The 25382-nt window shown below is 72.3% G+C and carries 26 protein-coding genes; 14 read left to right on the top strand and 12 right to left on the bottom strand.

Going from position 1 to position 25382, the window contains the following annotated elements:
* The first annotated feature begins 138 nt into the window (after positions 1-138).
* Positions 139-717: a dihydrofolate reductase family protein gene (locus IE178_RS21365; protein WP_193513413.1), complete on the top strand. Its 579-nt coding sequence runs from the start codon at positions 139-141 to the stop codon at positions 715-717.
* A gap of 304 nt (positions 718-1021) precedes the next feature.
* Here IE178_RS21365 and IE178_RS21360 read toward each other — a convergent pair whose 3' ends face one another.
* Positions 1022-2083, bottom strand: coding sequence for an MBL fold metallo-hydrolase (locus tag IE178_RS21360; RefSeq protein WP_193513412.1), 1062 nt, complete (start codon positions 2081-2083; stop codon positions 1022-1024).
* Between the two features lie 151 nt (positions 2084-2234).
* Between IE178_RS21360 and IE178_RS21355 the strand changes: the two genes are divergently transcribed.
* Both IE178_RS21355 and IE178_RS21350 read left to right on the top strand, forming a co-directional pair.
* Positions 2235-3221, top strand: a complete 987-nt coding sequence (locus IE178_RS21355; RefSeq protein ID WP_193513411.1) for a LysR family transcriptional regulator — start codon at positions 2235-2237, stop codon at positions 3219-3221.
* Positions 3218-4126, top strand: coding sequence for a serine hydrolase (locus IE178_RS21350; protein ID WP_229875737.1), 909 nt, complete (start codon positions 3218-3220; stop codon positions 4124-4126). The genes IE178_RS21355 and IE178_RS21350 overlap by 4 nt, the downstream gene beginning before the upstream one ends.
* Here the strand turns inward: IE178_RS21350 and IE178_RS21345 are convergent, their stop codons facing one another.
* Positions 4127-4666, bottom strand: coding sequence for a hypothetical protein (locus IE178_RS21345; RefSeq protein WP_193513410.1), 540 nt, complete (start codon positions 4664-4666; stop codon positions 4127-4129). It abuts the gene before it with no gap.
* A gap of 34 nt (positions 4667-4700) precedes the next feature.
* A complete protein-coding gene (locus tag IE178_RS21340) occupies positions 4701-7580 on the bottom strand; it encodes an FAD-binding and (Fe-S)-binding domain-containing protein (RefSeq protein WP_193513409.1) in 2880 nt (959 codons plus the stop codon).
* Positions 7581-7838: 258 nt separating this feature from the next.
* Between IE178_RS21340 and IE178_RS21335 the strand changes: the two genes are divergently transcribed.
* The 6 genes from IE178_RS21335 (at position 7839) to serC (ending at position 13481) form a co-directional block, all read left to right on the top strand.
* Positions 7839-9707 (top strand): ATP-binding protein, encoded by a 1869-nt coding sequence (locus IE178_RS21335; protein WP_193513408.1) that lies wholly within the window; start codon positions 7839-7841, stop codon positions 9705-9707.
* Complete coding sequence (locus IE178_RS21330) at positions 9704-10111, top strand: roadblock/LC7 domain-containing protein (RefSeq protein WP_184763851.1); 408 nt, start codon at positions 9704-9706, stop codon at positions 10109-10111. Before IE178_RS21335 ends, IE178_RS21330 begins: the two co-directional genes overlap by 4 nt.
* Positions 10108-10455, top strand: coding sequence for a DUF742 domain-containing protein (locus IE178_RS21325; RefSeq protein WP_184763852.1), 348 nt, complete (start codon positions 10108-10110; stop codon positions 10453-10455). The genes IE178_RS21330 and IE178_RS21325 overlap by 4 nt, the downstream gene beginning before the upstream one ends.
* A complete protein-coding gene (locus IE178_RS21320) occupies positions 10436-11053 on the top strand; it encodes a GTP-binding protein (protein WP_184763853.1) in 618 nt (205 codons plus the stop codon). Before IE178_RS21325 ends, IE178_RS21320 begins: the two co-directional genes overlap by 20 nt.
* Complete coding sequence (locus IE178_RS21315; protein WP_193513407.1) at positions 11050-12279, top strand: cytochrome P450; 1230 nt, start codon at positions 11050-11052, stop codon at positions 12277-12279. Before IE178_RS21320 ends, IE178_RS21315 begins: the two co-directional genes overlap by 4 nt.
* An 83-nt stretch (positions 12280-12362) precedes the next feature.
* Positions 12363-13481 carry a phosphoserine transaminase gene (serC, locus tag IE178_RS21310; protein WP_193513406.1) on the top strand — a complete coding sequence of 373 codons (1119 nt, stop codon included), beginning with the start codon at positions 12363-12365 and terminating at the stop codon, positions 13479-13481.
* Positions 13482-13548: 67 nt separating this feature from the next.
* Here serC and IE178_RS21305 read toward each other — a convergent pair whose 3' ends face one another.
* The 4 genes from IE178_RS21305 to IE178_RS21290 all read right to left on the bottom strand — a co-directional run bounded on the left by IE178_RS21305 (position 13549) and on the right by IE178_RS21290 (position 16208).
* Entirely contained in the window at positions 13549-13728 is a 180-nt protein-coding gene (locus IE178_RS21305) for a DUF397 domain-containing protein (protein ID WP_193513405.1), read from the bottom strand.
* Positions 13725-14351 carry a DUF5753 domain-containing protein gene (locus IE178_RS21300; protein WP_193513404.1) on the bottom strand — a complete coding sequence of 209 codons (627 nt, stop codon included), beginning with the start codon at positions 14349-14351 and terminating at the stop codon, positions 13725-13727. The genes IE178_RS21305 and IE178_RS21300 overlap by 4 nt, the downstream gene beginning before the upstream one ends.
* A gap of 73 nt (positions 14352-14424) precedes the next feature.
* Positions 14425-15249, bottom strand: coding sequence for an ABC transporter permease (locus IE178_RS21295; protein ID WP_193513403.1), 825 nt, complete (start codon positions 15247-15249; stop codon positions 14425-14427).
* Positions 15246-16208 carry an ATP-binding cassette domain-containing protein gene (locus tag IE178_RS21290; RefSeq protein ID WP_193513402.1) on the bottom strand — a complete coding sequence of 321 codons (963 nt, stop codon included), beginning with the start codon at positions 16206-16208 and terminating at the stop codon, positions 15246-15248. The genes IE178_RS21295 and IE178_RS21290 overlap by 4 nt, the downstream gene beginning before the upstream one ends.
* 89 nt (positions 16209-16297) lie before the next feature.
* On the opposite strand from IE178_RS21290, the gene IE178_RS21285 reads away from it, so the two are divergent.
* A complete protein-coding gene (locus tag IE178_RS21285; protein WP_184763858.1) occupies positions 16298-17065 on the top strand; it encodes a TetR/AcrR family transcriptional regulator in 768 nt (255 codons plus the stop codon).
* Positions 17066-17108: 43 nt separating this feature from the next.
* On the opposite strand, the gene IE178_RS21280 is transcribed toward IE178_RS21285, so the two are convergent.
* Positions 17109-18083 carry a WD40 repeat domain-containing protein gene (locus IE178_RS21280; RefSeq protein ID WP_193513401.1) on the bottom strand — a complete coding sequence of 325 codons (975 nt, stop codon included), beginning with the start codon at positions 18081-18083 and terminating at the stop codon, positions 17109-17111.
* Positions 18084-18171: 88 nt separating this feature from the next.
* On the opposite strand from IE178_RS21280, the gene IE178_RS21275 reads away from it, so the two are divergent.
* Complete coding sequence (locus tag IE178_RS21275; protein ID WP_184763860.1) at positions 18172-18846, top strand: SGNH/GDSL hydrolase family protein; 675 nt, start codon at positions 18172-18174, stop codon at positions 18844-18846.
* A gap of 231 nt (positions 18847-19077) precedes the next feature.
* Positions 19078-20070 (top strand): aldo/keto reductase, encoded by a 993-nt coding sequence (locus tag IE178_RS21270; protein WP_193513527.1) that lies wholly within the window; start codon positions 19078-19080, stop codon positions 20068-20070.
* A gap of 313 nt (positions 20071-20383) precedes the next feature.
* Here the strand turns inward: IE178_RS21270 and thpR are convergent, their stop codons facing one another.
* The 3 genes from thpR to IE178_RS21255 all read right to left on the bottom strand — a co-directional run bounded on the left by thpR (position 20384) and on the right by IE178_RS21255 (position 22940).
* Positions 20384-20956: an RNA 2',3'-cyclic phosphodiesterase gene (gene thpR, locus IE178_RS21265; RefSeq protein WP_184763866.1), complete on the bottom strand. Its 573-nt coding sequence runs from the start codon at positions 20954-20956 to the stop codon at positions 20384-20386.
* Positions 20957-21104: 148 nt separating this feature from the next.
* A complete protein-coding gene (locus tag IE178_RS21260; protein WP_193513400.1) occupies positions 21105-22469 on the bottom strand; it encodes an MFS transporter in 1365 nt (454 codons plus the stop codon).
* A gap of 33 nt (positions 22470-22502) precedes the next feature.
* Positions 22503-22940, bottom strand: a complete 438-nt coding sequence (locus IE178_RS21255; protein ID WP_184763868.1) for a MarR family winged helix-turn-helix transcriptional regulator — start codon at positions 22938-22940, stop codon at positions 22503-22505.
* A 154-nt stretch (positions 22941-23094) separates the two neighbouring features.
* Between IE178_RS21255 and IE178_RS21250 the strand changes: the two genes are divergently transcribed.
* Positions 23095-23277, top strand: a complete 183-nt coding sequence (locus IE178_RS21250; protein WP_184763869.1) for a ribbon-helix-helix protein, CopG family — start codon at positions 23095-23097, stop codon at positions 23275-23277.
* 23 nt (positions 23278-23300) lie between these two features.
* Here IE178_RS21250 and IE178_RS21245 read toward each other — a convergent pair whose 3' ends face one another.
* On the bottom strand, positions 23301-24749 hold the full coding sequence (locus tag IE178_RS21245) for an NCS2 family permease (protein ID WP_184763870.1): 1449 nt from the start codon (positions 24747-24749) through the stop codon (positions 23301-23303).
* A gap of 181 nt (positions 24750-24930) precedes the next feature.
* Here IE178_RS21245 and IE178_RS21240 point away from each other — a divergent pair, with 181 nt between their 5' ends.
* Entirely contained in the window at positions 24931-25236 is a 306-nt protein-coding gene (locus IE178_RS21240) for a DUF2530 domain-containing protein (RefSeq protein WP_193513399.1), read from the top strand.
* Positions 25237-25382 lie beyond the last annotated feature (146 nt).

Genomic DNA, 25382 nt, shown 5'->3' with positions numbered 1-25382 from the left:
GACAGCCTTTCTTCCGGCGGCCGGGATTCCCGACGCAAGGGGCTCGTGAGGCCACTCGCCCAGGGGATCCCGCGAGCCGCGATGAGTTTCGCGGCGTCCGGCGGTCGTTCTGTCGAACCCGGACGAGGAGGACCTCTGATGCGCAGCGTGACCTATTCGATGAACATCTCACTCGACGGCTACATCGTCGGGCCGGACGGCGACTTCAACTGGACGGCACCCGACGACGACGTCTTTCGCTTCTGGATCGACGATATCCGGGAGGTCGGCGTCCACCTGATGGGACGACGGCTGTACGAGACGATGCTGTACTGGGAGACCGCCGACCAGGACCCCTCGCTCGACGACGCCAAGCTCGAGTGGACCGCGCTCTGGAAGCCGCTCCCGAAGGTGGTCTTCTCCACCACGCTGTCGGCGGTGCAGGGCCATGCCCGCCTCGCCTCCGGCGGCCTGGCGGAGGAGATCGAGCGGTTGCGAGCCGCGCCGGGGGAGGGCGACATCGCGATCGGCGGCGCGACTCTCGCCGCCGAGGCGGCCGCATCGGGTCTGATCGACGAGTACCGGGCCATGGTCCACCCGGTGCTGGTCGGCGGCGGCATTCCGTTCTTCCCCCGGGACGAGCGCCGGGTGGATCTCGAACTCGTCGACACCCGCACCTTCGGCTCGAAAGTCGTCCACCTCCGCTACCGCGTGGCGCGCCGGCGAGATGACCTGTGAACCTCACGAGGTGCGCCCATGAGCCACGGGCTCGCGCGCCCCCTCCCGATCGGCGGACCGGGCCCGACCGGAGCGATCCGTACTGGCTCCGGGAGAGCACGGCACCCGGCAGCCATCCCGAGAACGGCCGGGAGCCGAACCGGCGGCACCGTGGGGGACGTGGGAGGGGCGGGTCTGCGAGGAATGCATGATGCGCCGCGTCGCCCGACCGACACTCACCGTAGTCGGGCGCCGCGCCCCGGCCGGCCCCGCCGCGGAGGCGGATGTGCGACACGTGGCGCACGGCAGGCCGAGGCGCCGGGGGTCAGAGTTCCAGCTGTTCGAGATGGCGGGGGTCCAGGACACGGCCGTCGGCCCCGATCACCTGCTGGAGCCGGTCGACCACGCCGCGGTTCACCGTGTCGTGGAGCATGGGGTCGTCCAGGGCCGTGACCAAGTCGTCGTGGTGGCTCGGGACGATGACCGGGGGCCGGCCCAGCGTGCGGACGGCGCGCTCGAAGTAGTCGTGTACGGCTGCGTGTCCGCTGGCGCCCAGCACCAGGACGTCGGGGGTGGCTCCGGCGACTTCGCGGGCCGCGAAGTTGGCCGATCCACTGAGGAACATGACGCTCAACCGGTCGCTCACCGTGACCTGGTAGCCCAGCGTGCCGCCCTCCACCAGATCGCCCAGCGACCGGGGCCGGGCCGGGGGTGCGGTCAGGGTGCCGTACGGGTCGAAGCCGTAGCCGCCGAGCTGGCTGTGCAGACTGCGTACCACCTCGATGGTGTAGTCGGGGCGGGACGGCTTGCTGGACGACTGGAGGGGATGGCGCAGCACCTCGTCCCCCGAGACCGCCACCAGACGGTGCTTGCGCCCTGTGCCGGGGACGCCCATGGCGGTCAGCAGGTGCAGATGCGTCTCGGTGCCCAGGATGTTGATCTCCCGGTCCCGCCAGGCGGGGTGATCCAGGAGGTACGGCACGTCGGCGAGGTGGTCCCAGTGTCCGTGGGTCAGCAGGATGAACTCGGGCGCCGAGGTGAGGTGTTCGCGCAGCACCCAGTCGATGATCCGGTGGTTCACCCGCAGTTCCCGCGTCATGTCGGCCTTGCCGTCCGAGTCCGTGTAGGGCTGCCGGGTGAGATACGGGTCGATCAGGACCCGGTGACCATCGAAGCTCAGCTCCCAGCCCGCGACGCCGAGCCAGCGCAGCCGCACACCATTGCGCCCCGGGCGGACCCCGTCCCGGGCAGGACCGCCGCGCGGCACTGCGGCCGAGGCGGTCCCGGCTGCCCCCGCGACTCCTGCCGCGCCCGCGACGACGCTCGTCCTCAGGACACTGCGCCGGCTCACAGGTCGCGGGGCGGCTGGGGACTGCTGAGAGAACATGACGGACTCCTTCACCCTATGCGGGCCTCAACTGCCTTTTCCGGCACGGCCCTTGAGCCAGGAGTCAAACCTCGGCGCCCGTCCTGTGTCGAATACACTCTCGGCCGCGTGCCGATTCGTTCGGCATATCACCGCAGACCACAGGGGACGCATGCTGACCGAGCGGCATCTGGAGATCTTCGTCGCCATCGCGGAGGAAGGGCACTTCGGCGACGCCGCACAGCGCGTGGGCATCACTCAGCCGCCCCTCTCACAGGCACTGCGACGACTCGAGGCGCTGCTGGGAGTGCGGCTGTTCGACCGGGAACGCGGGGTCTCCCTCACCGAAGAGGGCGCAGCGCTGCTCCCGCACGCCCGCCGGGCGCTCTCCGCACTGGCCGAACTGCGGGAGACCGGCACCAGGGAGGGCGCGGACGGACAGCGCCTCCGGCTCGGCCTGCCGCCCGAGCTGCCACCCCGGCTCGGCGCGACCGTCGCCGCCTCACCCGTCCGGGCCGGCATCCGGGCCAGGGTCTCGGTGGTGACAGCACCGACGGCGACGTTGCTGACGGAGGTCTCCGCGGGACGGCTCGACCTGGCCGTCGTCCGCCACCCCGCCGTACTGCACGGCCTGTCCGCGGGACCCGTGACGCTGCTGCCGACGTGGCTGCTGGTACCGGACGGCACGGTGGGCGCCGGGGCGGGGCGGTCCTCGCCGAGCGAGGCGGGCGCCGGCCGGAGTGCTCCGAACCGTCCGCAGGACAGGCCGGGCAGGCCGAGCCCGCGTTCCGGCGGGGCGCAGGCGGGGCGGCGATTGCCGTACGCGGTCCGGCCGCGTGCCGAGGCGCCCGCGGCGCACGACCTGTTCCTGGACACGCTCGCGGGGCGCGGGCGGCGGGTCGAGACGGTGGTGGTCTCGGACGAGCGCTCCGGACTGGCCCTCGTCGCCGCCGGTCAGGCCGTGCTCGTCACCGCGGACGAGTCGCTCGCGGCGGACGGTGTCACCCGGCACGAGACCACCGCCCCGGAGCTGCCGCTGCGACTGCGGGTGGTGTGGGACGCCCGGCGGCTCGCCGCCGCGCACGCCGCCGAAGCGGCCGAGGTCCTGGTCGGCGCGCTGGCATCGGAGCATCTCCCGGGCGCAGGGGCAGCCCGGTGAACGCGACGGCCCCCGGCAGGGGCATAGAGGGCGCCTTGCGCGCGATGTTCGACGACGCCGGCGTGCACGGCCGGCTCCACGTGGCCGAACTGCACCGACCCGCGGCGGCGGTGGTGGTCGACGCGGACGAGGCGGTGCTGATGGGCTCGGTCTACAAGGTGCCGCTGACGGTGGCCTACTGCAGACAGGTGGACGCCGGCGTTCTCGACCCGCGGCAGCGGGTCACCCTGCCGCCCGGGGGCAGGCTGCCCGGGCCCACCGGCATCTCACAACTGCGCGACGAGGTGTCCATGTCCCTGCGCGACCTGGTCGTCATGATGATGAGCATCTCCGACAACGCGGCCGCCGACGCGGTGCTCCACCACGTGGGCGCCGAGGCGGTCGACGACACCTTCCGCGCCCTCGGTCTGCTGCGCACGCACCTCAACGACGGTGCCGCGGGCACCTTGGCCCGGCTGCTGAAGGTGACCGGGGCCGAGTCCGTGGACGCGGCGATGGCGCGGATCGCGGACAACGACCAGGAGGTGCCGCCCGGCACCTACGACCCCGCGTGGGTGGCCTCGACCACCCCGGCCGAGATGGGGCGTCTGCTGCGCGCCATCTGGACGGACACGGCGGCCTCCCCCGACAGCTGCGCGTTCATCCGTCGCACCATGGGACTCCAGCCCTGGCAGCACCGGCTCGCGGCGGGCTTCCCCTACGACGACGTGGCGGTGTACGGGAAGACCGGTACGTTCGGCGTCATGCGGCACGAGGTGGGGGTGGTCGAACTCGCCGGTGGCCGCGCCTACACGGCTGCCGTCTTCACCCAGGCCGCCCGCGCCGACCGTCGGCTGCCCCGCGCCGACGCGGTGATCGGTGCCTCGGCGCGCAGGGCCGTGGAGTATCTGAGGGGCAGGGAGTGACTACCCCGCATCCCTGCTGAGCCGGACGCGGGAAACGGCTGCCGGCTCGTCCGCAGCGCCCTCGCCGATGCGGACGCGGATGCGGATGCGCTGCGGGTGGCGGAGCGCCGGGGCGGGGGGTTCGGCGGCCCGGGGGCCACGGCTGGTTTCAGCGGCCACGGGGCCACGACGGTCCCAGCGGTCCCAGCGGTCCCAGCGGTCCCGGCGCTCGCTGCGGTCCCCGGTCCCAGCAGCCACGGCGGTCCCGGCGATCACGGCAGTCCCGCGGTCCCAGCGGTCGCGGCAGCCCCGGGGGTCCCAGCGGTCGCGGCAGCCCCGGGGGTCGCGGCGGTCCCGGCAGCCCCGGCGGTCGCTGCGGTCCCCGGTCCCGGCGATCACGACGGTCCCAGCGGTCGCGGCGGTCGCGGCGGTCCCAGCAGTTTCAGCGGCCACGGGGCCACGGCGGTCCCGGCAGTCCCGGCAGTCGCGGCGGTCCCAGTGGTCGCGGCGGTCCCAGTGGTCGCGGTGGTCGCGGTGGTCGCGGTGGTCGCGGGGGCTCATCTGAGCGCGAGGGAGACAGGAGGGCGGCGACTGCTCACTCGTTGTCCAGAGCAGCCGCCAGCACCTCCGCCAGGTGCCGCCCCCGCGCCCCCGCCAGCTGCTCCACCTGTGTGCGACAGGAGAAGCCGTCGGCCACGAGGACCGCGTCCTCCGGTGCGTTTCTCACCGACGGCAGGAGCTGGTCCTCCGCGCAGGCGGCCGAGACCTCGTAGTGGCCCCTCTCGAAGCCGAAGTTGCCCGCCAGGCCGCAGCAGCCGCCGCTCAGGTCGCCGGTGAGGCCGGCGGCCTCGCGCAGCCGGCGGTCCGGTGCCTCGCCCAGCACCGCGTGCTGGTGGCAGTGGGTCTGGCCGACGACGGGGCGGTTCAGGGCCGGTGGGGTCCAGTCCGGGGCGTACTGCTCCAGGGTCTCCGCGAAGGTGCGCACCCGTGAGGCGAGGCGTGCGGCGCGGGGGTCGTCGTGCAGTAGCTCCGGGGCGTCCGCGCGCAGGGCCGCCGCGCAGCTCGGTTCCAGGACGACCACCGGAGCGTCGGTGGCCAGCACCGGTTCCAGCAGGTCCAGCGTGCGGCGGAGCACCGCGCGGGCGCGGTCGAGCTGGCCCGTCGAGATGTACGTCAGGCCGCAGCAGACCCGGCCCCTGCGGGCCGCCAGCAGGGACAGCGCCGAGCGGGAGCGGGCGTCGCCCACCGGGCGCCCGGCCAGCCGCAGCGTCGGAGGCAGCGCCACCCGCAGTCCCGCCGCCTCCAGCACGCGTACCGCGGCCCGGCCCACCGACGGCGACAGGTGCTCCGTAAACGTGTCCGGCCAGAGGACCACCACCGTGCCGTCGCCGTCGCCGTCAGGCACTCGCCGTCCCCGCCACCAGCGCGTGAACGTCTCCCCGGCCACCCGGGGGATCTCCCGCTCCCCCGCGATCCCGCCCAGCCGTTTCGCCGCCCGCGCGAGCGGCCCCACGGAGGCCAGGCCGTTGACCACCGCCGCCGACCTCGTCCGCGCCACCCACCCCAGCCACACCGGCAGCCACCCCATCGCGTAGTGCGCCGCCGGGCGGCGGCGGCCCGCGTAGTGGTGGTGGAGGAACTCCGCCTTGTACGTGGCCATGTCGACCCCGACCGGGCAGTCCGAGCGGCAGCCCTTGCAGGACAGACACAGGTCCAGCGCGTCCCGTACCTCCGTCGACCGCCAGCCGTCGGTCACCAGCTCACCGGCGAGCATCTCGTGCAGCAGGCGGGCACGCCCGCGCGTGGAGTGCTCCTCCTCGCCCGTCGCACGGTACGACGGGCACATCACCGCCGGCCCCGACACGGACGTCGTACGGCACTTGGCGACGCCCACACAGCGGCGCACCGCGGCCGAGAAGTCACCGCCGTCGGCGGGATATCCGAAGGCCACGTCGACCGGTTCACGCGGGAGGACGGAGAAGCGGAGGTTGGCGTCCAGGGGCGCCGGGCGGACCAGCATGCCCGGGTTGAGCAGGTCGTCCGGGTCCCAGACGCCCTTCACGCGGGCGAAGAGGGCGACCGTCTCCGCGCCGTACATGCGCGGCAGCAGCTCGGCGCGGGCCTGTCCGTCCCCGTGTTCCCCGGAGAGGGAGCCGCCGTGGGCCACGACCACGTCGGCCAGTTCCTCCGAGAAGCGCCGGAAGCGGGCGACGCCCGGCCCGGTCAGCAGGTCGAAGTCGATCCGGACGTGGATGCAGCCGTCCCCGAAGTGCCCGTACGGGGTGCCGCGCAGACCGTGATCGGCCAGCAGACCCCGGAAGTCCCGCAGATACGCGCCCAGCCGGGCGGGCGGCACCGCGCAGTCCTCCCAGCCGGGCCAGGCCTCCGTGCCGTCCGGCATCCTGGTCGCCGTCCCGCTCGCGTCCTCCCGGATCCGCCACAGCGCGCGCTGCCGGGCCGGGTCGGTGACCACCAGGGAGTCCACGACGTCCGCCGCGCGGACGATCGTCTCCGCACGCGCGCGTGCCTCCCCCTCCGTGTCCCCGCCCGTCTCCACGAACAGCCAGGCCCCGCCGCGCGGGAGGTCCGCGGCGGCGGCCGACGGCACCAGGTCCGCCGCCATGCCCTCCACCGTCAGCGGGCCGTACGGCAACAAGCCCGCTGCCGCCTCGGCCGCCCCGCTCTCCTCCGCGTACGCCAGCACGGCGAGCGCACGCGCGCGTGGCGCCCGTACGAGGTCCACCACCGCCTCCGTGAGCACGCCCAGCGTGCCCTCCGAACCGCAGAGGGAGCGGGCGACGTCGGCGCCCTTCTCCGGCAGCAGGGCGTCCACGGCGTATCCGGAGATCCGGCGCGGCAGCTCCGGGAAGCCGGTGCGCAGGCGGGCGAGTTCGCCGTCCACCAGGTCGCGCAGGCCGGCCGGGGCCCCCGTCCAGCCCCGGCCCGGTCGTAGCCGCTCCCCGCGCGGGGTGAGCACCGACAGCTCCCGCACGCTGTCGGCCGTCGTGCCCCACGCCACCGAGTGGGAGCCGCAGGAGTTGTTGCCGATCATGCCGCCGAGGGTGCACCTGCTGTGGGTGGAGGGGTCGGGGCCGAAACGCAGACCGTGCGGGGCGGCGGCCTCCTGGAGTCGGTCGAGGACCAGGCCGGGCTGGACGACCGCCGTGCGGGCCTCCGGATCGAGGGAGAGCAGACGGTTCATGTGCCGGGTGAAGTCCAGCACCACACCGGTGCCGGTCGCCTGCCCCGCGATCGAGGTCCCGCCGCCGCGCGGCACCACGGGCACCCCCTGGGAGCGGCACACCGACAGCACCGCCGCCACGTCGTCGGCATCCCGCGGCGCCACCACACCGAGCGGTACCCGGCGGTAGTTGGAGGCGTCCATGGTGGTCAGTGCCCGTGCGGTGGTGCCGAAGTCGACGTCGCCGCGCACGGCCGCCCGCAGTCCGGCCCGCAGTTCCCGGAGATCCGTCATGCCCTCAGGATGCCCCCGCCGGCGCCGCGGACCGCCGGGGAGGGCACCCGTCGCAGAAGGCGCGCACAGGCGAGGACAGAATTCCAGCCACACGACCCCTGCCAAGATGATCAGGGACTCACATATAGTGACCGCGAGTTGCGCGTAGTTGTCGGCCCACGTGCGAAAAGCGCCCGGATACAGATTCGGCCATGCAAGGACACACCGGGCCGTGCGGACGACGGCGCATGCCCGCGGACCCTACCGAGGACCTGATCGATGAACTCTCCCCCGCTCCCCGGTGACCGCATCACCTTCCGCAGACTGCTGCCCGTGCCGCTGCTCACCGCGGTGACCGCCGCGCTCGCGGTCGCCGCCGCCGTGGTTCTCGGCCCCGACTCCGCGCGCGGTGCCCTCGCGGTGACCGGGGCGGGCGCCGGCCTGCTGCTGTGCGCCGCGGCCACGGTGGCGGCCCGGGCCGTCCTGTCCGCGCGCACCGCACGGACGCGGCTGGAAACCGTCACCGAGAACCACGGCCGGCTGCTGCGGGAACGGACCCGGCTCGCGGAGGAACACGCCGCCGAGACCGCCCGCCTGGCCGACGCGCACGCCGCCGAGACCGCCCGTCTCACCGAGGAGCACGCCACCCGCGTCGCGCGGCTGGAAGCCCGGCTGCGCGAGGCCGACGGCGCCCGCGCCGCCGCCCTGTCCGCCACCGCCAACGCCGCCGGCCGCATGCAGGCCCTGGCCACCGGCATGCTCGCCGACCTGCGCGCCATGGAGGACAAGCACCACGACGAGGAGGTCCTCACCGACCTGCTCCACCTCGACCACCGCACCGCGCAGGCAAGCAGGCTCGCCGACTCCGTCGCCGTCCTCACCGGGGCCCGCTCGGGCCGCCGCTGGGCACGGCCGATCGCCATGGAATCGATTCTGCGCGGCGCCATGGGCCGGATCAGCGGCTACCAGCGCATCCGCGTGCACCACACCAGTGACGCCGCCGTCGCCGGACACGCCGCCGAGGGCGTGATGCACGCGCTCGCCGAACTCCTCGACAACGCCGCGAACTTCTCGCCGCCGACCGCCGAGGTGCACGTCTACGTCGAGGACGTCCCCTCCGGCGTCCTGTTGTCCGTCGAGGACAGCGGACTCGTCATGGGCGAGGTCCAGCTCCGCCGCGCCGAACGCGCGGTCTCCGGCGAGGCCACCGAGCTCGGCGGCCTCACCGGCACCCGGCTCGGCCTGGCCGTGGTCGGGCGGCTGGCCCGGCGGTACGGACTCAAGATCTCCTACCGTCCCTCGGCGCGCGGCGGCACGGGCGTGCTGATGCTCGTCCCGCAGGAGATCCTCGTACCGCAGGACGCGCCCCCGTCCGCCGGCACCACGCCGGACACCGACGCCGCCCCCACGACCGCCCCGCCGGCCGCGTCCGCGGCACCGGCCACCGGCTCCGCCGCCCCGGCCACCGCACCGCGCACCGCGCCGCCCGTCCCCACCACCCCGGCCCCGCCCACCGAGACGCCCGCCCCGGCCGGACCCCCCGCCGCGCCCCGGACGTCGGGAACCGCTCCCGCCGCCGACGAGACGCCCGCCGCTCCCGAGACCGCCGCTGCCGACGCGACCCCCGCCCCCGGTGAGCCGACGGCCCCCGTCCTGCCGCGCCGCCGGAGCGGCCGTGCCAAGGCCAAAACGGTGCCCGCCGGCACGGAACCGGAGACGAGTCACCGCACCACCGACGACACCGCCCCGGTCGCCCCGGACCGCACCACCCCGGCGGTCCCCGCCCCGACGCGTCCCGCCGCCCCCACCGCCACGGGAAGCCGCGCCACGGCCGGTCCGCGCTCCGGGCCGGTGCCCCCGCACGAGTCCCCGGACCCTGCCCCGGACCCCGACGCGGCGGACCCGCTGGTACTGCCCCGCCGACGCAGGGGCCGGACCCTCGCCGAGGCCGAGCGCGGCCAGTCCGGCCACCGCGCCGCCGCACCGCGCCGGCCGGCCCCCACCGCCGAGGAGACCAGGGCCCGCACCGCCCGGCTCAGCAGCTTCCGCCAGGCCGTCCGGTCCACCGGAAAGGACACCGCGTCCGCCGGCCAGGCCCCCGCACCCCAGTCCCACCCCACGAACCCGGAAGGCGACACCACCTCATGACCGGCACGATGACCGCCGACGAGAAGCTCACCTGGCTGATAGAGGGCCTGCTGGAGCGCACGCCGGGCGCGCGCCACGCGCTCGTGCTCTCCCGCGACGGCCTGAAACTGTGCCGCACCCCGGAGCTCTCCGCCGACCAGGCCGACCAGCTCGCCGCCATCGCCGCCGGCATCCAGTCGCTGTCGCACGGCGCCTCCGTGGAGTTCGGCGACGGCACCGGCGGCGTGCGCTCGGCGATGGCCGAGTTCTACGGCGGCATCCTGTTCATCGTGGAGGCCGGCGAGGGCGCCCACCTGGCCGTCGTCACCGCCGACGACGCGGACGCCGGCCTCGTCGGGCACAACATGAGCGAACTCGTGGAGCAACTCGGCGAACACCTGACCGCCCCGCCGCGCACCGCATGAGCAGGCCCGGACGGGACGACTCCCCGGACCGGCTCTACACCCTCACCCAGGGACGCAGCCGGTCCGGTCCCGACAACCCCTTCGACCTGGTGACCCTGGTGGTCGCCGAGTGCGATCCGGTGCCCGGCATGCAGTCCGAGCACGTGGCGATCCTGCGGATGACCGAACGCCCCACGGCCGTCGTGGAGATCGCCGCCGAACTGAAGCTGCCCGTGAACATCACCCGGATCCTGCTGTCCGACCTCCTCGCGGCGGGCCGGGTCAGCGCCCGCCACCCCCGCAAGGCCGCCGTGTACGACCCCGACATCCTGGAGCAGGTGCTCGTTGGACTCCGCAACCTCTGAGACGCGCACACCGCTCGGCGCGTCCGCCGACAACGGCCTGAAGATCGTGGTCGTGGGCGGCTTCGGCGCCGGCAAGACGACGCTGGTCCGCTCGGTCAGCGAGATCCGTCCCCTCAACACCGAGGAGCTGATGACCCGGGCCGGGGAGGCGGTCGACGACGTCCGCGGGGTCCGCGGCAAGCACACGACCACCGTCGCCTTCGACTTCGGCCGCATCTCGCTCGACGCGCACAACGTGCTGTACCTGTTCGGCGCACCCGGACAGGAACGTTTCTGGTTCCTGTGGGACCAGCTGTTCTCCGGCACCCTCGGCGCGGTCGTCCTCGTCGACACCCGCCGCATCGACGACTCCTGGTACGCCATCGACCGCCTGGAGCGGAACGGCACGCCCTTCATCGTGGCCTGCAACGACTTCGGCGGCCCCGCCTTCGCCCCGGAGCAGGTCCGCGACGCCCTCGACCTCGACCCGCACGTACCGCTGATCACCTGCGACGCGCGGTCCCGGGAGTCCAGCAAGCTGGTCCTGATCACGCTGGTGGAACACCTCCGGGCCCTGTACGCCGATCCCGCCCGAGCCCCCCGTCAGGAGCTGGTGTGAGCACCGCCCCCACGTCCGCCCCCGTCCCCCTCAACGATCCCCTGCTGCAGGACGACCCGATCAGGGCCTACCGCGAGATGCGGCGCGAGCACGGCAGCGTGGTCCCGGTGCTGCTCGACGGCGGCATACCGGCCTGGCTGGTGCTCGGCTACCGCGAACTGCACCAGATCACCGGCGCCCCGGAGCTGTTCAGCCGCGACTCCGAGCTGTGGAACCAGTGGGACGCCATCCCCGACGACTGGCCGCTGCTGGCGATGATCGGCCGCAGGCAGCCGTCGATCATGCACACGGTCGGCGAGAGCCACCGGCGGCGCGCCGCGATGCTCGTCGACGCGCTGGAGTCGGTGAACCCCTTCGAACTGCGCGCCCGCACGGAACGGTTCGCGGACGAGCTGATCGACGCCATCTCCCCCCGGGGTGCCGCCGACATCATCGCCGAGTACGCCATGCGGCTCCCGGTGCGGGTGCTGGCCTGGGTCTACGGCTTCTCCGACGAGGAGGGGCCGGGCCTGGTCACCGCCCTCAACGACATCGCCGACGCCCGTGACCACGACCAGTCGGGGCAGATGCTGCTGCTCACCTCGATGGCGCGGCTGGTGGCCGACCGGCGCGCGAAGCCCGTCGACGACGTGGTCTCCCGGATGCTCGCCGACCCCGCCGGCTACACCGACGAGGAGGTCATGCACGACCTGACGGTGATGCTGGGCGCCGGTCACCTGCCCACCGCCGACTGGATCGGCAACTCCCTGCGCCTGATGCTGACCGACAGCCGGTTCGCCGCCTCCCTGTTCGGCGGGCGCAACAGCGTCGCCGAGGCGATGAACGAGGTGCTGTGGGAGGACACGCCCAACCAGAACGTGGCCGGCCGCTGGGCCTCCCGCGACACCCAGCTCGGCGGCCGCCGCATCGGCGCCGGCGACCTGCTGCTGCTCGGCCTGCAGGGCGCCAACTCCGACCCGCAGATCCGCACCGACGGCTCGGCGCTGACCGGCGGCAACAACGCCCACTTCTCCTTCGGCCACGGGGAGCACCGCTGCCCCTTCCCGGCGCAGGAGATCGCCGAGGTGATCGCGCGGACCGGCATCGAGGTCGTACTGGACCGGCTGCCGGACATCGACCTGGCGGTGCCGGCCGAGTCACTGGTCCGCCGCCCGTCGCCGTTCATGCGCGGACTGTCCGCCCTCCCGGTCACCTTCACCCCCACCCCCGCCACAGGGACTGTCTGACGGCCGCCGGGGCGGGTGACGCGCCCGTCTCAGAGCACGGACGATGTTTCGCCCCGGTTTCACTCAGCCGCTAGGCTCCCGTCGTGGCTGAGATCCGGATTCCTGCTGACATCAAGCCCGCCGACGGTCGTTTCGGTGCGGGCCCCTCCAAGGTGCGGACGGAAGCGCTGGACGCGCTGGCCGCGACCGGTACGTCCCTGCTGGGCACCTCCCACCGCCAGGCCCCGGTGAAGAACCTGGTCGGCAAGGTGCGCGAGGGCGTGCGCGAGCTGTTCCAGCTCCCCGACGGCTACGAGGTCGTCCTCGGCAACGGCGGCTCCACCGCGTTCTGGGACATCGCGACCCACGGCCTGATCGAGAACAAGTCGCAGCACCTCAGCTTCGGCGAGTTCAGCTCCAAGTTCGCCAAGGCCGCCAAGCTGGCTCCCTGGCTGGCCGAGCCCACCGTCATCTCCGCCGACCCGGGCACCCACCCGCAGGCCGAGGCGGAGGCGGGCGTGGACGTGTACGCGTTCACCCACAACGAGACCTCCACCGGTGTCGCCATGCCGATCGAGCGGGTGGCCGGTGCCGACGAGGGCGCCCTGGTCCTCGTGGACGCCACCTCCGGCGCGGGCGGCCTGCCGGTCGACATCGCCGAGACGGACGTCTACTACTTCGCCCCGCAGAAGTCCTTCGCCTCCGACGGCGGCCTGTGGATCGGCGTGTTCTCGCCGGCCGCGATCGAGCGCGCCGAGCGGATCCACGCGTCCGGCCGCCACGTCCCGGAGTTCTTCTCGCTCCCCACGGCGATCGACAACTCCCGCAAGAACCAGACGTACAACACCCCGGCCCTCGCCACCCTGTTCCTGCTCAACGAGCAGTTGGAGTGGATGAACGGCCAGGGCGGCCTGGACTTCACCGTCCGCCGTACGGCCACGTCCGCCCGGACGCTGTACGGCTGGGCGGAGGACGTGAAGTTCGCGAGCCCCTTCGTCGCCGACCCGGCCAAGCGGTCCCAGGTCATCGGCACCATCGACTTCACGGACGAGGTCGACGCCGCCGCCGTCGCCGAGGTGCTGCGCGCCAACGGCATCGTCGACACCGAGCCCTACCGCAAGCTCGGCCGCAACCAGCTCCGTGTCGCGATGTTCCCGGCGATCGACCCGGCGGACGTCGAGGCGCTGACCAAGTGCGTCGACTACGTGATCGAACAGCTCTGAGCAGTCGACACGCCAGCGAAGGGCGCCCGGCGGTGATCCGCCGGGCGCCCTCTCACTTGCGCGCCGCCTACGCGAACTGGCGCAGGAACGCCTGCCAGCTGTCGCGGGAAACGGTGAGCAGCGGACCGTCCTGCTGCTTGCTGTCGCGGACGGCCCGGCCGTTGCCAGCGGTATCGGCAACCTCGACGCAGTTGCTTTCCTGACCTGAGTACGACGACTTGCGGAACGTGCCTACGACCTCAGTCATGACGTGTCTTCCTTGATGGTCTCCAGTGAGCTCCGGATAAGCTTTGCGCTCTCCTCCGGGGCCATTGCAGACGATCGTAGTAGGTCGTACACATGTGCGTAAGCGGCCAGATCCTCAGCTGCTTCGAGGACGGATGCGCCCCTCAAATTCTCGAGCGTCACCGCTTCGACAGTCGGCTCCGAGTCGAAGCTGAACGTCGAGAATGCCGAGCTCGCAGCGGCCATGAGTCCGGCGCCGAAGGGCAACACCTGAATCGTGACGTTCTTCCGCGTCCCGATCGCAAGCATCGCGGACAGCTGCTCACGATGAACGTCGACGCTCACCAACGGGTGGGTGATGACCGCTTCCCAGACGATGGCGGTGTAAGTTGCCCCACCCTCCTGGATCTTCGTCTGACGACTCTCCCGGATCTTCACCAACTGGGCGATGCGCTCAGGTGACACGTAGTCGGGGCCCTCGACGGTGACCGCCTCGGCGTAAGCAGGGGTTTGCAGCAGGCCGGGTACCAGCACTGGCTGCCACTCTCGGATATGGGTCGCGTCGTCCTCCAGCCGTACGTCCTGAGACCTTGACGCTCCGTCGGCGTCGACATGCCGGCCGGAAACCCGGGGTACCCCGGCCACGAACGTGACGCTTCTCCGGGAAGTGGCACAGTCCGCGACGCGATACCCCGGGCACACCCCGGGACTTCGCAGCTCACCGGCTGAGCCGCTGGAACCTCCGCACCGCGAGCGGCAGGAAGATCACCGTCAGGACGGCCGGCCACACCCCCGCCATCAGCAGCGCGTGCTGCTCGACCCAGGAGTCGCCGCCGCCGGCCGGCGTGCCGAACAGGTCGCGGGCCGCCGCCGCGGTGGAGGAGATCGGGTTCCAGGCGGCCACCCAGCCCAGCCAGTCCGGCATCAGCTGGGGGGCGACGAAGATGCTGGAGATCATCGTCAGCGGGAAGGCGACCGCGAACAGCCCGCCCGCCGCCTCCGGGTTGGGCACCAGCAGCCCCAGCCAGACGCCGATCCAGATCAGCGCGAACCGCAGCCACAGCAGCAGCCCGAACGCCGCCAGGAACCCCCAGCCACCGTCCGGCCGCCAGCCCATGGCCAGCGCGGTCAGCATCATGATCCCCAACTCCGCGCAGGAGACGAGCAGATCGGTCACACCGCGGCCGGCCACCACCGCCGAGGAGGCCATCGGCATGGAGCGGAATCGGTCGATGACCCCCTTGGTGGAGTCGTGGACGACGACGGTCGCGGTGTTGATGAAGCCGAACGCCATGGTCATCACGAACATGCCCGGCATCAGGAAGTCCTTGTAGTCCCCGCCGCCCGGCACCGTCATGGCGCTGCCGAAGACATAGCCGTAGAGCAGCACGGAGAGGATCGGGAAGCCCAGCTGCCACGCGATGTTGACGGGCTGGCGCTGGTAGTGGGTCAGGCCGCGGCGGACGATGTTGGCGACATCGGCGAGCAGCCAGTACAGCCGTCCGCGACCGTCGGGCCCGGTCGTCGGGTCGAGGGCGCTCACGCCGCCGCCTCCTTCTCCGTGCGGTGTCCGGTCAGGCGCAGGAAGACGTCGTCGAGGCTCGGCCTGCGCAGCCCGATGTCCTCCACCCGCACGCCCTCGTCCTGCAGGGTGCGCGCCACGTCGGTCAGCGCGGCCACCCGGTCGGTCACGGGGGCGTGCACCCGCAACTCGGTCTCGTCCGCCTCGGGTTCGCCGTCGGCGACCCGGGCGACCGCCTTCACCACGCGCGGGATCTCGGAGCGCTCGGCGACCACGACCTCGATACGGTCACCGCCGATGAGGTTCTTCAGCCCGTCCGGGGTGTCGTCGGCGATGGCCCGCCCCTGGTCGATGACGGTGATCCGGGAGGCCAGCTTGTCGGCCTCCTCCAGATACTGCGTGGTCAGCAGCACGGTCGTCCCGTCCGCCACCAACGCCCGTACGGACTCCCAGACCTCACCCCGGCTGCGGGGATCGAGCCCCGTCGTCGGCTCGTCCAGGAAGAGCACGGCCGGCGCGAGGATCATCGAGGCGGCGAGGTCGAGGCGCCGCCGCATGCCGCCGCTGTAGCCGTCGACGCCCTTGTCCCCGGCGTCGGTGAGGTCGAACTGCTCCAACAGCTCGACCGCCCGCTCCCTGGCCCGCTTGCCGCCCAGGTGGAACAGCCTGCCGAACATCTCCAGGTTCTGCCGGCCGGTGAGCACCTCGTCCACGGCCGCGTACTGCCCGGTGAGCCCGATCCGCGCCCGCACCTCACGCGCCTGCCGGGCCACGTCGAGTCCGGCCACCGTGGCACGTCCCCCGGCCGGCCGGACGAGCGTCGACAGGATGCGTACGGCGGTGGTCTTGCCTGCGCCGTTCGGCCCGAGCAGTCCGTGCACCGTGCCCCCGCGGACGGCGAGGTCGAAGCCGTCCAGGGCGCGCTTCTCGCCGTAGCGCTTCTCCAGGCCCTCGGCCCGGACCGCGTATCCGTCGTTCATGGATCCCCCTTCTCACGTAACCGAGTACACCGTACCCGATTACGCGTACGTCGTACCCAGTTTTTCGCGCGCGGATCTACACTGCCCCCATGAGCAGCGGTACGGGCGGCACGGAGACCAGTGGCAGCGGCGACATCACCCGCACCCTCGACCTGCTGTGGGACACGGGCCCGCGGCCCAGCCGGGGACCGAAACCGGGCCTGACGCTGGACCGCATCGTGGAGGCGGCCATCGAGGTCGCGGACCGGGAGGGGATCGGCGCGCTCTCGATGCGCCGGATCGCCACGGAGCTCGGCACCGGCACGATGTCCCTGTACCGCTACGTCCCCGGCAAGAGCGAGCTGCTGGACCTGATGCTGGACCGGGTGCAGCGGCCGTCGGAGGACCCCGCCGACCTCGGCGACGGCGGCTGGCGCTCGGCGTTGGAGGCCCTGGGCCGGGCCACCCTCGCCCTGTACCGGCGGCACCCCTGGCTGCTCCAGGTCAACCAGTCCCGCCCGATCCTCGGCCCCTCCGCACTGGACGGCATGGAGAAGGTGCTCTCCCGGATCAAGCCGATGGGCCTGTCCGACCCCGAGCTGGTGTCGGCGGTCATCATGATCGACGGATATGTCGTCGGGGCCGCCCGCACGCAGCTGTACCAGGAGGAGGCCGAACGCAGCTCCGGGCTGACGGACGCGCGGTTCTGGGAGGCGCAGCGGCCGGCCCTGGAGAAGGCCATGAACAGCGGGCGCTACCCGATCCTGGCCGGCCTCTCCGAGGACACCTTCGGATCCGACTTCGACCACTTCGAGTTCGGGTTGCAGCGGATCCTGGACGGGCTGGAGGAGTTCGTCGCCCGGCGGACCACGGGGTGACAGCCCGCGTGGGGAACCTGCGCCGGCGTGACCGCCGGCCGGTTCACCGCCTGCGGCGCAGCCGCCCCAGCCCGAACAGCGCCGCGACGACGACCGCCACGGCGACGAGGGTGCCGGTACCGACGCCGTCCCCGTCGCCGTCACCGGCGCTGTTCTCCCCGCCCTTCGCGCCGGCCCCCCGTTCGCCGCCTCCGCCGTCGCCGCCGGGCACGTCCCGGGCCTCGACCGGACTCTCCGCGCCCTCGCTGCCGTACATGAGCCGGGACCCGTCGGCGGAGTAGGTCACGGACTCCCCCTGCCCCTGGAGCGGCACGCTCAGCCGGCCCTCGCGCCGGAGCTTCCCGCCGTTCCAGGCGTAGTGGATGCCGCCGAAGTAGCCGCGCACAGCCAGCCGGCGCCCGTCCGGGGAGAGCGCGGCGTCGGTGGCCCACAGCTCGACGGGGGCGACCGGCCGGAACACATTGCTCCCGGACGCCGAGAGCTCGGCGGGTCCTTCGTACAGGTGCCCGCCCTCTTCCTTCTTGTCGATGATGTAGACGCGGCCGGTCTTCGGGTGCACGACGAGGGACTCGGCGTCCCGCGCCCCGTCGGAGTACTTCACGACGTACTGCGTGGCCCGCACGGTCGCGTCCTCGAGCTCCTTCGGCTCGGGCAGCTCATAGATCCAGACGTACGGCCACGAGCCCCCGAGGTTGTCCCCGATGTCCCCGACGAAGATCCTGTCGCCGGGCCCGATGGAGACGGCCTCGACGTCGCGGGGCGTGCCGATACCGGTGAGGGTGAGCCGGGCGACGGTCTCGCCGGTCGCGCCGTCGACGGCGTAGAGGTAGGGGCCGTCGTCGCTGTCGTTGTGGGTCCAGTAGATGCCGGGGTGGAGGCGGGAGGCGGCGAGACCGCTGGACTCGGTGATGCGCGGGTCCTTGATCGCGAACCCCTCGTCCCCGTCGGCTGCGGAGGCGGGTACGGCGAGCGCGCCCACGAGAAGGGCCGCGGCGATCAGGGCGAAGGGTCGGCGCATGAGCCAAGAGTGCCACTACTCAGCGCACTTCACGGCGGGTGTCGGGACTCACATCGCGGTGGCGGGGCCGATCATCCATGATGATCGGGTGCTCAGGTTCATGCCCGTAGGTGACTCGATGACGATCGGGAGCGCGGGTGAACACACCTGGCGCTACCGGCTGTGGCAGCACCTGAACACCGCGTACGGCCGCCCCTTCACGCTGGTCGGCCCGCGCGAGGCGCTGCACGACCGGTCGACGGACGCCCCCACCTCGTACGCGTACGCGGACCCCGGCTTCCCCCGCTCCCACCTGGCCGGCTGGGGCGAGGGCTGGCAGCACATGGCCCCGTTGATCGGTGGGACCGTGCGCTCCTGCCGCGCGGACGTGCTGCTCGTGTCGCTGGGCCTGATCGACCTGGGCTTCTACACCAACGCCGAGCAGACGGCGGACAACGTCCGCGCCTTCGTCGCCGGGGCGCGGGAGGCCAACCCGCGCATCCGCGTGGCCGTGCTGCCCGTGCTCCCGAACATCCGGGTGGAGGCCGATCCGTCCTTCGCCGAGCAGGTCACCCACTTCAACGAACTGCTGGCGAAGACCCTCACCGATCTGGACGAACCGGGCTCCTCGCTGCTGCTCGTCCCGCCGCCCCCGTCGTACGACTTCCACACCGACACGTACGACGGCACGCATCCCAACGAAAGCGGCGAACACAAGATCGCGGCGGCCTTCGCGGAGGCGCTGCGGCAGGGCTGGGACCTGGGCGGGCCGTACGGGACGTAGCGGCCCGCGGGGAGGCCAGGGGGAACAAACCCCTCGATAGCGAACGGAGGGCAATTCCACCTGATCATCGCGGCGACAGCCGAGCGCCACGGCGCCGTCGTCCCGCACGACGACGGTGACCTCGGCATGATCGCCTCGGCCACCGGACAGCAGATGGCCGGGGTCGTCCCCGCGGGCACGGCAGACCGACCACTTGCATAGAGCGCACTCCAAGCCGTTGGCTGGATGACCATGAAGTACACGCAGCTCGGACGCACGGGACTCAAGGTCAGCCGGCTCGTCCTCGGGACGATGAACTTCGGCCCGCAGACCGACGAGGCCGACAGTCACGCCATCATGGACGCGGCGCTGGACGCCGGGATCAACTTCTTCGACACCGCCAACGTGTACGGCTGGGGCGAGAACAAGGGCCGCACCGAAAGCATCATCGGCAGCTGGTTCGCCAAGGGCGAGGGACGGCGCGACAAGGTCGTGCTGGCCACCAAGGTGTACGGGAACATGGGCGCCGACGGCGAGGCCTGGCCCAACCACGACAAGCTGTCCGCGGTGAACATCCGGCGGGCGGTCGATGCCTCGCTCAAGCGGCTGGGGACCGACTACATCGACGTCTACCAGTTCCACCACGTCGACCGGAACACCCCGTTCGAGGAGATCTGGCAGGCCATCGACGTCCTCGTCCAGCAGGGCAAGGTCCTCTACGTCGGCTCCTCCAACTTCCCCGGCTACAAGATCGCCCAGGCCAACGAGATCGCGGCCCGGCGCGGCGGCACCATCGGGCTGGTCAGCGAGCAGTGCCTCTACAACCTCGCCGAGCGCCGCGCCGAGATGGAGGTCATCCCGGCCGCGCGGGACTACGGACTCGGGGTCATCCCGTGGTCGCCGCTGCACGGCGGTCTGCTGGGCGGTGTGATCAGGAAGGAGGTCGAGGGCGGTCGCCGCGCCTCCGGCCGGGCCGCCGACGCCCTCGCCGACCCCTCGTCCCGTGCCCAAATCCAGGCGTACGAGGATCTGCTCGACAAGCACGGCATCGAGCCCGGCGAGGCCGCGCTGGCCTGGCTGCTCACCCGGCCCGGGGTGACCGGCCCGATCGTCGGTCCCCGCACCGCCGCGCAGCTGGCCTCCGCGCTCCGGGCCGTCGAACTGGAGCTCAGCGAGGAGCTGCTGACCTCGCTGGACGAGATCTTCCCGGGCCCCGGGCCGTCCCCGGAGGCGTTCGCCTGGTAGGAGCGGGCATGCCGCGACGGCCGGCGGCGGCGCCACCCCCTAGAGGGCCTGTCCGACAATTCCCGCCTGCCGCGCGACGCCACGCCATGCAGGCACTCTCGCCGCACCGGGCGCAGAGCCGAGTACATCCCGTACGAGGCTCTACGCCCGGCACGCCGAGAGCACGCACCTGACACCGCGAGGCCGCCCTGCGGGCGACGACGCGGATGGTCAGACAGGTCCTAGCGCCGCCGCCAGCGCCACCACGACGAACATCAGTACGAGCGCACCGGCCATGATCCGGTTCCGGGTCTTCGGGTCCACGCCTTCGAGCCTAACCGGCCGCCCCCAGTGCCCGGCGGGCGACCGCCTCGTAACGGGGCTGCTCGCCCACAACCCCCGACGCCGGCAGGTTGCTGCGCACCAGCACCAGCTCGCCCACGGTCCAGGTACGGCTCCGGAACCCGTCCAGGGCGTCCAGATACGGCCGCACGTCGACGGCGTCCCGGCTGCGGGCCACCGTCAGATGGGCCTTGTAGCGGCGGTGCTCCTCCATCGGCACGCCCGCCTTCCGCGCCGCCGCCTCGGCCCGCTCGGCCAGCAGCCGCATCGTGCGCAGGTCCCCCTCCGCCCCGGCCCACAGCGCCCTGCCGCGCCCGAACTGGCCGCCGCCGCGCAGCGCGAGCTCGAACGGCTCGGTACGGGACGCGGCCCGCGCCAGCCGTGTCGTCAGCGCCGGTACGAGCCCGTCGTCGACCTCGCCGTAGAACGCGAGCGTGAAGTGCCACCCGGGCCGCCCGGTCCACCGCAGCCCCTCCGCCCCGGGCAGCTTCTTCAGCCGCCCCACCTCGACGGCGAGCTCGTGGACCACGTCGTCGGGGGGCAGCACGGCGGCGAAGAGTCTCATGGGTCCAGTGTCACCGTGGAACGTACGGACGCTCCCGCACGTCCCGACCACCGTGCGCGTCGTGGTGCCGCGCGGTCGCAGGCATGGAGCGGCGGCCGGGGCCGCAGGACCGGCCGCGTTCCCCGGCGACCGGGCCTGCCGGAGCCCGCTACGCCACCGGCACCAGCGCCTCCTGCCGCTCCCGTGGGACGAACCGGACCCGCGGATGGCCGCCGTGCCAGCCGACCGACAGGCGCAGGCCGCCGACCCGGGCGAGGATCAGGCCGATGACGGCCGCGGCGAGGGCGGCGATCGCGCCGCCCGCCGCGAGGCCGACCCGGGCGCCGTAGGTGTCGGTGATCCAGCCGACGATCGGGGCGCCGACCGGGGAACCGCCGAGGAAGACCATCATGTACAGGGCCATCACGCGGCCGCGCACCGCCGGGTCCGTCGCCATCTGCAGGCTGGTGTTGGTGGTGACGTTGACCGTCATCGCGAACAGGCCCAGCGGGATCATCAGCAGGGCGAACATCCACAGGGCCGGGGAGACGGCGGCCACGATCTCCACGACGCCGAAGGCCAGCGCGCCGAGGATCAGCAGGCGCAGCCGGGCCGTGCCGCGCCGGGCGGCGAGCAGGGCGCCGGACACGGAACCGACCGCCGCCAGCGTGTTGAACAGGCTGTAGGCGCCCGCGCCCCCGTCGAAGACGTCGTCGGCGAAGGCCGACAGGTAGACGGGGAAGTTGAAGGCGAAGGTGCCGATGAAGCCGACCAGGACGATCGGCCAGATCAGCTCGGGCCGCCCGGCGACATAGCGCAGGCCCTCCCGCAGCTGTCCCTTGCCGCGCGGGGCGCGCTCGACGGCGTGCAGCTCCCGGCCGCGCATCAGCATCAGGCCGGTCAGCGGCGCGATGAACGACAGGCCGTTGAGGAGGAACGCCCAGCCCGTGCCGACGCCGGTGATCAGCACACCCGCGACGGCGGGGCCGACCAGCCGGGCGGACTGGAAGTTCGCGGAGTTCAGGCTGACCGCGTTCTGCAGCTGGCCGGGGCCGACCAGTTCGGAGACGAAGGACTGGCGGGCCGGGTTGTCGACGACGGTCGCGAGGCCGACGGCGAAGGCGGCGAGGTAGACGTGCCAGACCTGGACGTGGCCGGTGAGGGTGAGGGCGGCGAGCGCGATCGCGGTGAGGGCCATCGCGGTCTGGGTGACGAGCAGTGTGGGGCGCTTGCGCAGACGGTCGACGAGGACGCCGCCGTACAGGCCGAACAGCAGCATGGGCAGGAACTGCAGGGCCGTGGTGATGCCGACGGCGGCCGAGGAGCCGGTGAGGCTGAGCACCAGCCAGTCCTGGGCGATGCGCTGCATCCAGGTGCCGGTGTTGGAGACCACCTGGCCGAGGAAGAACAGGCGGTAGTTCCTGATCCTCAGCGAGGAGAACATCGAGTTCTTGGGGGCTGTGGTGTCGGGGGCGGACGCGGTGTCGTGGGGGTCAGGTGCGGGGGCGGAAGCTGCTCCGGTTCCCGAACTCAAAGGGGTCGCCTCCTTGTCACTGCTGCTGCGTGGTCAGACGTGCGCGAGTTTCTCCAGCACGGGGGCGGCGGCGCGGAGTGTCGCCCACTCGTCCTCGTCGAGTTCCTCGACCAGCGAGGCCAGGAACGCGTTCCGCTTGCGGCGGCTCTCCTCGAGCATCGCCTCGGCCCGCTCGGTCTGCGTGACGACCTTCTGGCGCCGGTCGTCCGGGTGCGGCTCCAGCCGGACCAGTCCCTTGGCCTCCAGCAGGGCCACGATGCGGGTCATCGACGGCGGCTGGACGTGTTCCTTGCGGGCGAGCTCGCCCGGGGTGGCCCGCCCGCAGCGGGCCAGGGTGCCGAGCACCGACATCTCGGTGGGGCTGAGCGACTCGTCGACACGCTGGTGCTTGAGCCGACGGGACAGTCGCATCACGGCGGAGCGGAGGGCGTTCACGGCGGCTGCGTCGTCGCCATGGCTGAGGTCCGACATGTTCTTTAGCGTAACTCATTACTCTCGCTAAAGACCACTCGGGGTGCGCATCAGCGCCATGAACCCCGCCACTGTCACATCAGATCACCCATACGAGTGATCCGTACGCGAAACGCCCCACGCCGCACCACAGCGTGCGGCAACGCTCGTGCGCATGGGGACCGACGTGCTCAGCCTGCGGATGGACCACGAACTGCTCGAACGACTCCGGCATCATGCCGCCCAACGCGGCATGAGCGTCCAGGACTATGTCGTCCGGACGCTCATGCGCGATGACTTCGACCAGCGGTTCCGGACCGCCGTCGAGGAGACGGAGAAGTTCTACGGGGTCACCTGAGCCCAGCCCCTTGGCGAGCGCGGTCAGGTCAGGCCCAGCGCCGGCATCAGGTAGTAGAAGGCGAAGACCCCCGCCACCACGTACATCGCCGGCGGGACCTCCCGGCCCCGGCCGGCCGCCAGGCGCAGCACCACGAAGGTGATGAAGCCCATGCCGATGCCGTTGGTGATCGAGTAGGTGAACGGCATCATCACCATCGTCACGAAGGCCGGAATGGCGATCGTGTGGTCCGCCCAGTCGATCTCCTTGACCGAGCCCGCCAGGATCAGGAAGCCCACGGCGAGCAGCGCCGGCGTGGCCGCCTGGGACGGGACCATCGTGGCGACGGGCGTGAGGAACAGCGCCACCGCGAACAGGCCGCCGGTGACGACGTTGGCGAAGCCGGTGCGCGCGCCCTCGCCGACCCCGGCGGTGGACTCCACGAAGGCGGTGGTGGCCGAGGAGGAGCTGGCACCGCCCGCGGCGACCGCGACACCGTCGATGAACAGGACCTTGTTGATGCCGGGCATCTGACCCTGCGCGTCGGTCAGCTTGGCCTCGTCCGAGACGCCCATGATCGTGCCCATCGCGTCGAAGAAGCACGACAGCAGCACGGTGAAGACGAACAGGATGCCGGTCAGCACGCCCACCTTGGCGAACCCGCCGAACAGGCTGACCTCGCCGACGAGGCCGAAGTCGGGGGTGGCCACCGGGTTGCCGGGCCACTTCGGGGTGGTCAGGCCCCAGGAGGGGACGTCCGCCACGGCGTTGATGACCACCGCGACGACCGTCATCGCGACGATCGAGATGAGGATCGCGCCGGGCACCTTGCGCACGATCAGCGCCAGGGTGAGCAGCGCGCCGAGGATGAAGACGAGGACCGGCCAGCCGTTGAGGTGGCCGTCGCCGCCGAGCTGGAGCGGGACGGTGGTCTGGGCGACGTCCGGGATACGGGAGACGAAACCGGAGTCGACCAGGCCGATCAGCATGATGAACAGGCCGATGCCGATGGCGATGGCCTTGCGCAGGCCGTGCGGGACGGCGTTCATCACGCGCTCGCGCAGCCCGGTGGCGACCAGCAGCATCACCACGAAACCGGCCAGCACCACCATGCCCATGGCGTCCGGCCACGACATGCGCGGCGCGAGCTGGAGCGCGACGACCGAGTTCACGCCCAGGCCGGCGGCGAGCGCGATCGGGACGTTGCCGATGACTCCCATGAGGAGCGTGGTGAACGCCGCGGTCAGGGCGGTCGCGGTGACCAGCTGACCGTTGTCGAGCTGGTTGCCGTACATGTCCTTCGCGCTGCCCAGGATGATCGGGTTCAGCACGATGATGTAGGCCATGGCGAAGAAGGTGGCGAAGCCGCCACGGATCTCACGGGACAGGGTGCTGCCGCGCTCGGAGATCCGGAAGTAGCGGTCGAGGCCGGACGCGGCGCCGGACCCCGGCTGATCAGGGGTGGGGGCCTTGGCGGGGGCCGACGTGGACATGCAGGGACCTCATCACCGGCGGGCCTCCCCCGAAACCCTTTGGTGTTTTCTACGAACAGAAGTGGTCAGAGACAAACGGTTTCAGTATGAACATATAGCAGTGACTCCGCTATCTCCGCGCGTAGACCGGTGTGGCCGATGCGACTCACCTCACGCGGCCCGTCCCTCGTAAGCTGTCCGCATGACAGGGCTTTTCTCGGAACCCACCCAGCACGAAGCGCCGGAGCCCCTGGAGGGCCCCGTGGTCGCCACCGTCATCGGCGGCACGATCGTCTGGTTCGCCCTGTTCCTGGCGCAGTTGCCGTTCTACGGCTGGTTCGACGACCACGGTCACACCTGGTGGCTGTGGACCTGCCTGGCCGGCGGCGGGCTCGGCTTCATAGGCATCTGGTACGTCCGCAAGCGCGACGCCGCGATCAAGCGGGCGCAGGCGGATGCCGAAGCGGCACCGCGCCCGGACCAGTCCCCCGCCCCGTCGGCCGACTGACCCCCTCACCCGCCGTGTGCACCACGGCGTACGACCAGGCCCCCACTGCCGTACGGCCGGGGCGGCCACTGACGTACGGCCGGGGCGGCCACTGACGTACGGCCGGGGCGGCCACTGACGTACGGCCGGGGCGGCCACTGACGTAC

The sequence above is a fragment of the Streptomyces griseoloalbus genome (genome assembly GCA_014650015.1).
GTDB lineage: Bacteria > Actinomycetota > Actinomycetes > Streptomycetales > Streptomycetaceae > Streptomyces > Streptomyces griseoloalbus.
Note: the sequence above shows the minus strand (reverse complement) of the source record. Positions and strands in the feature narration are given on the sequence as shown.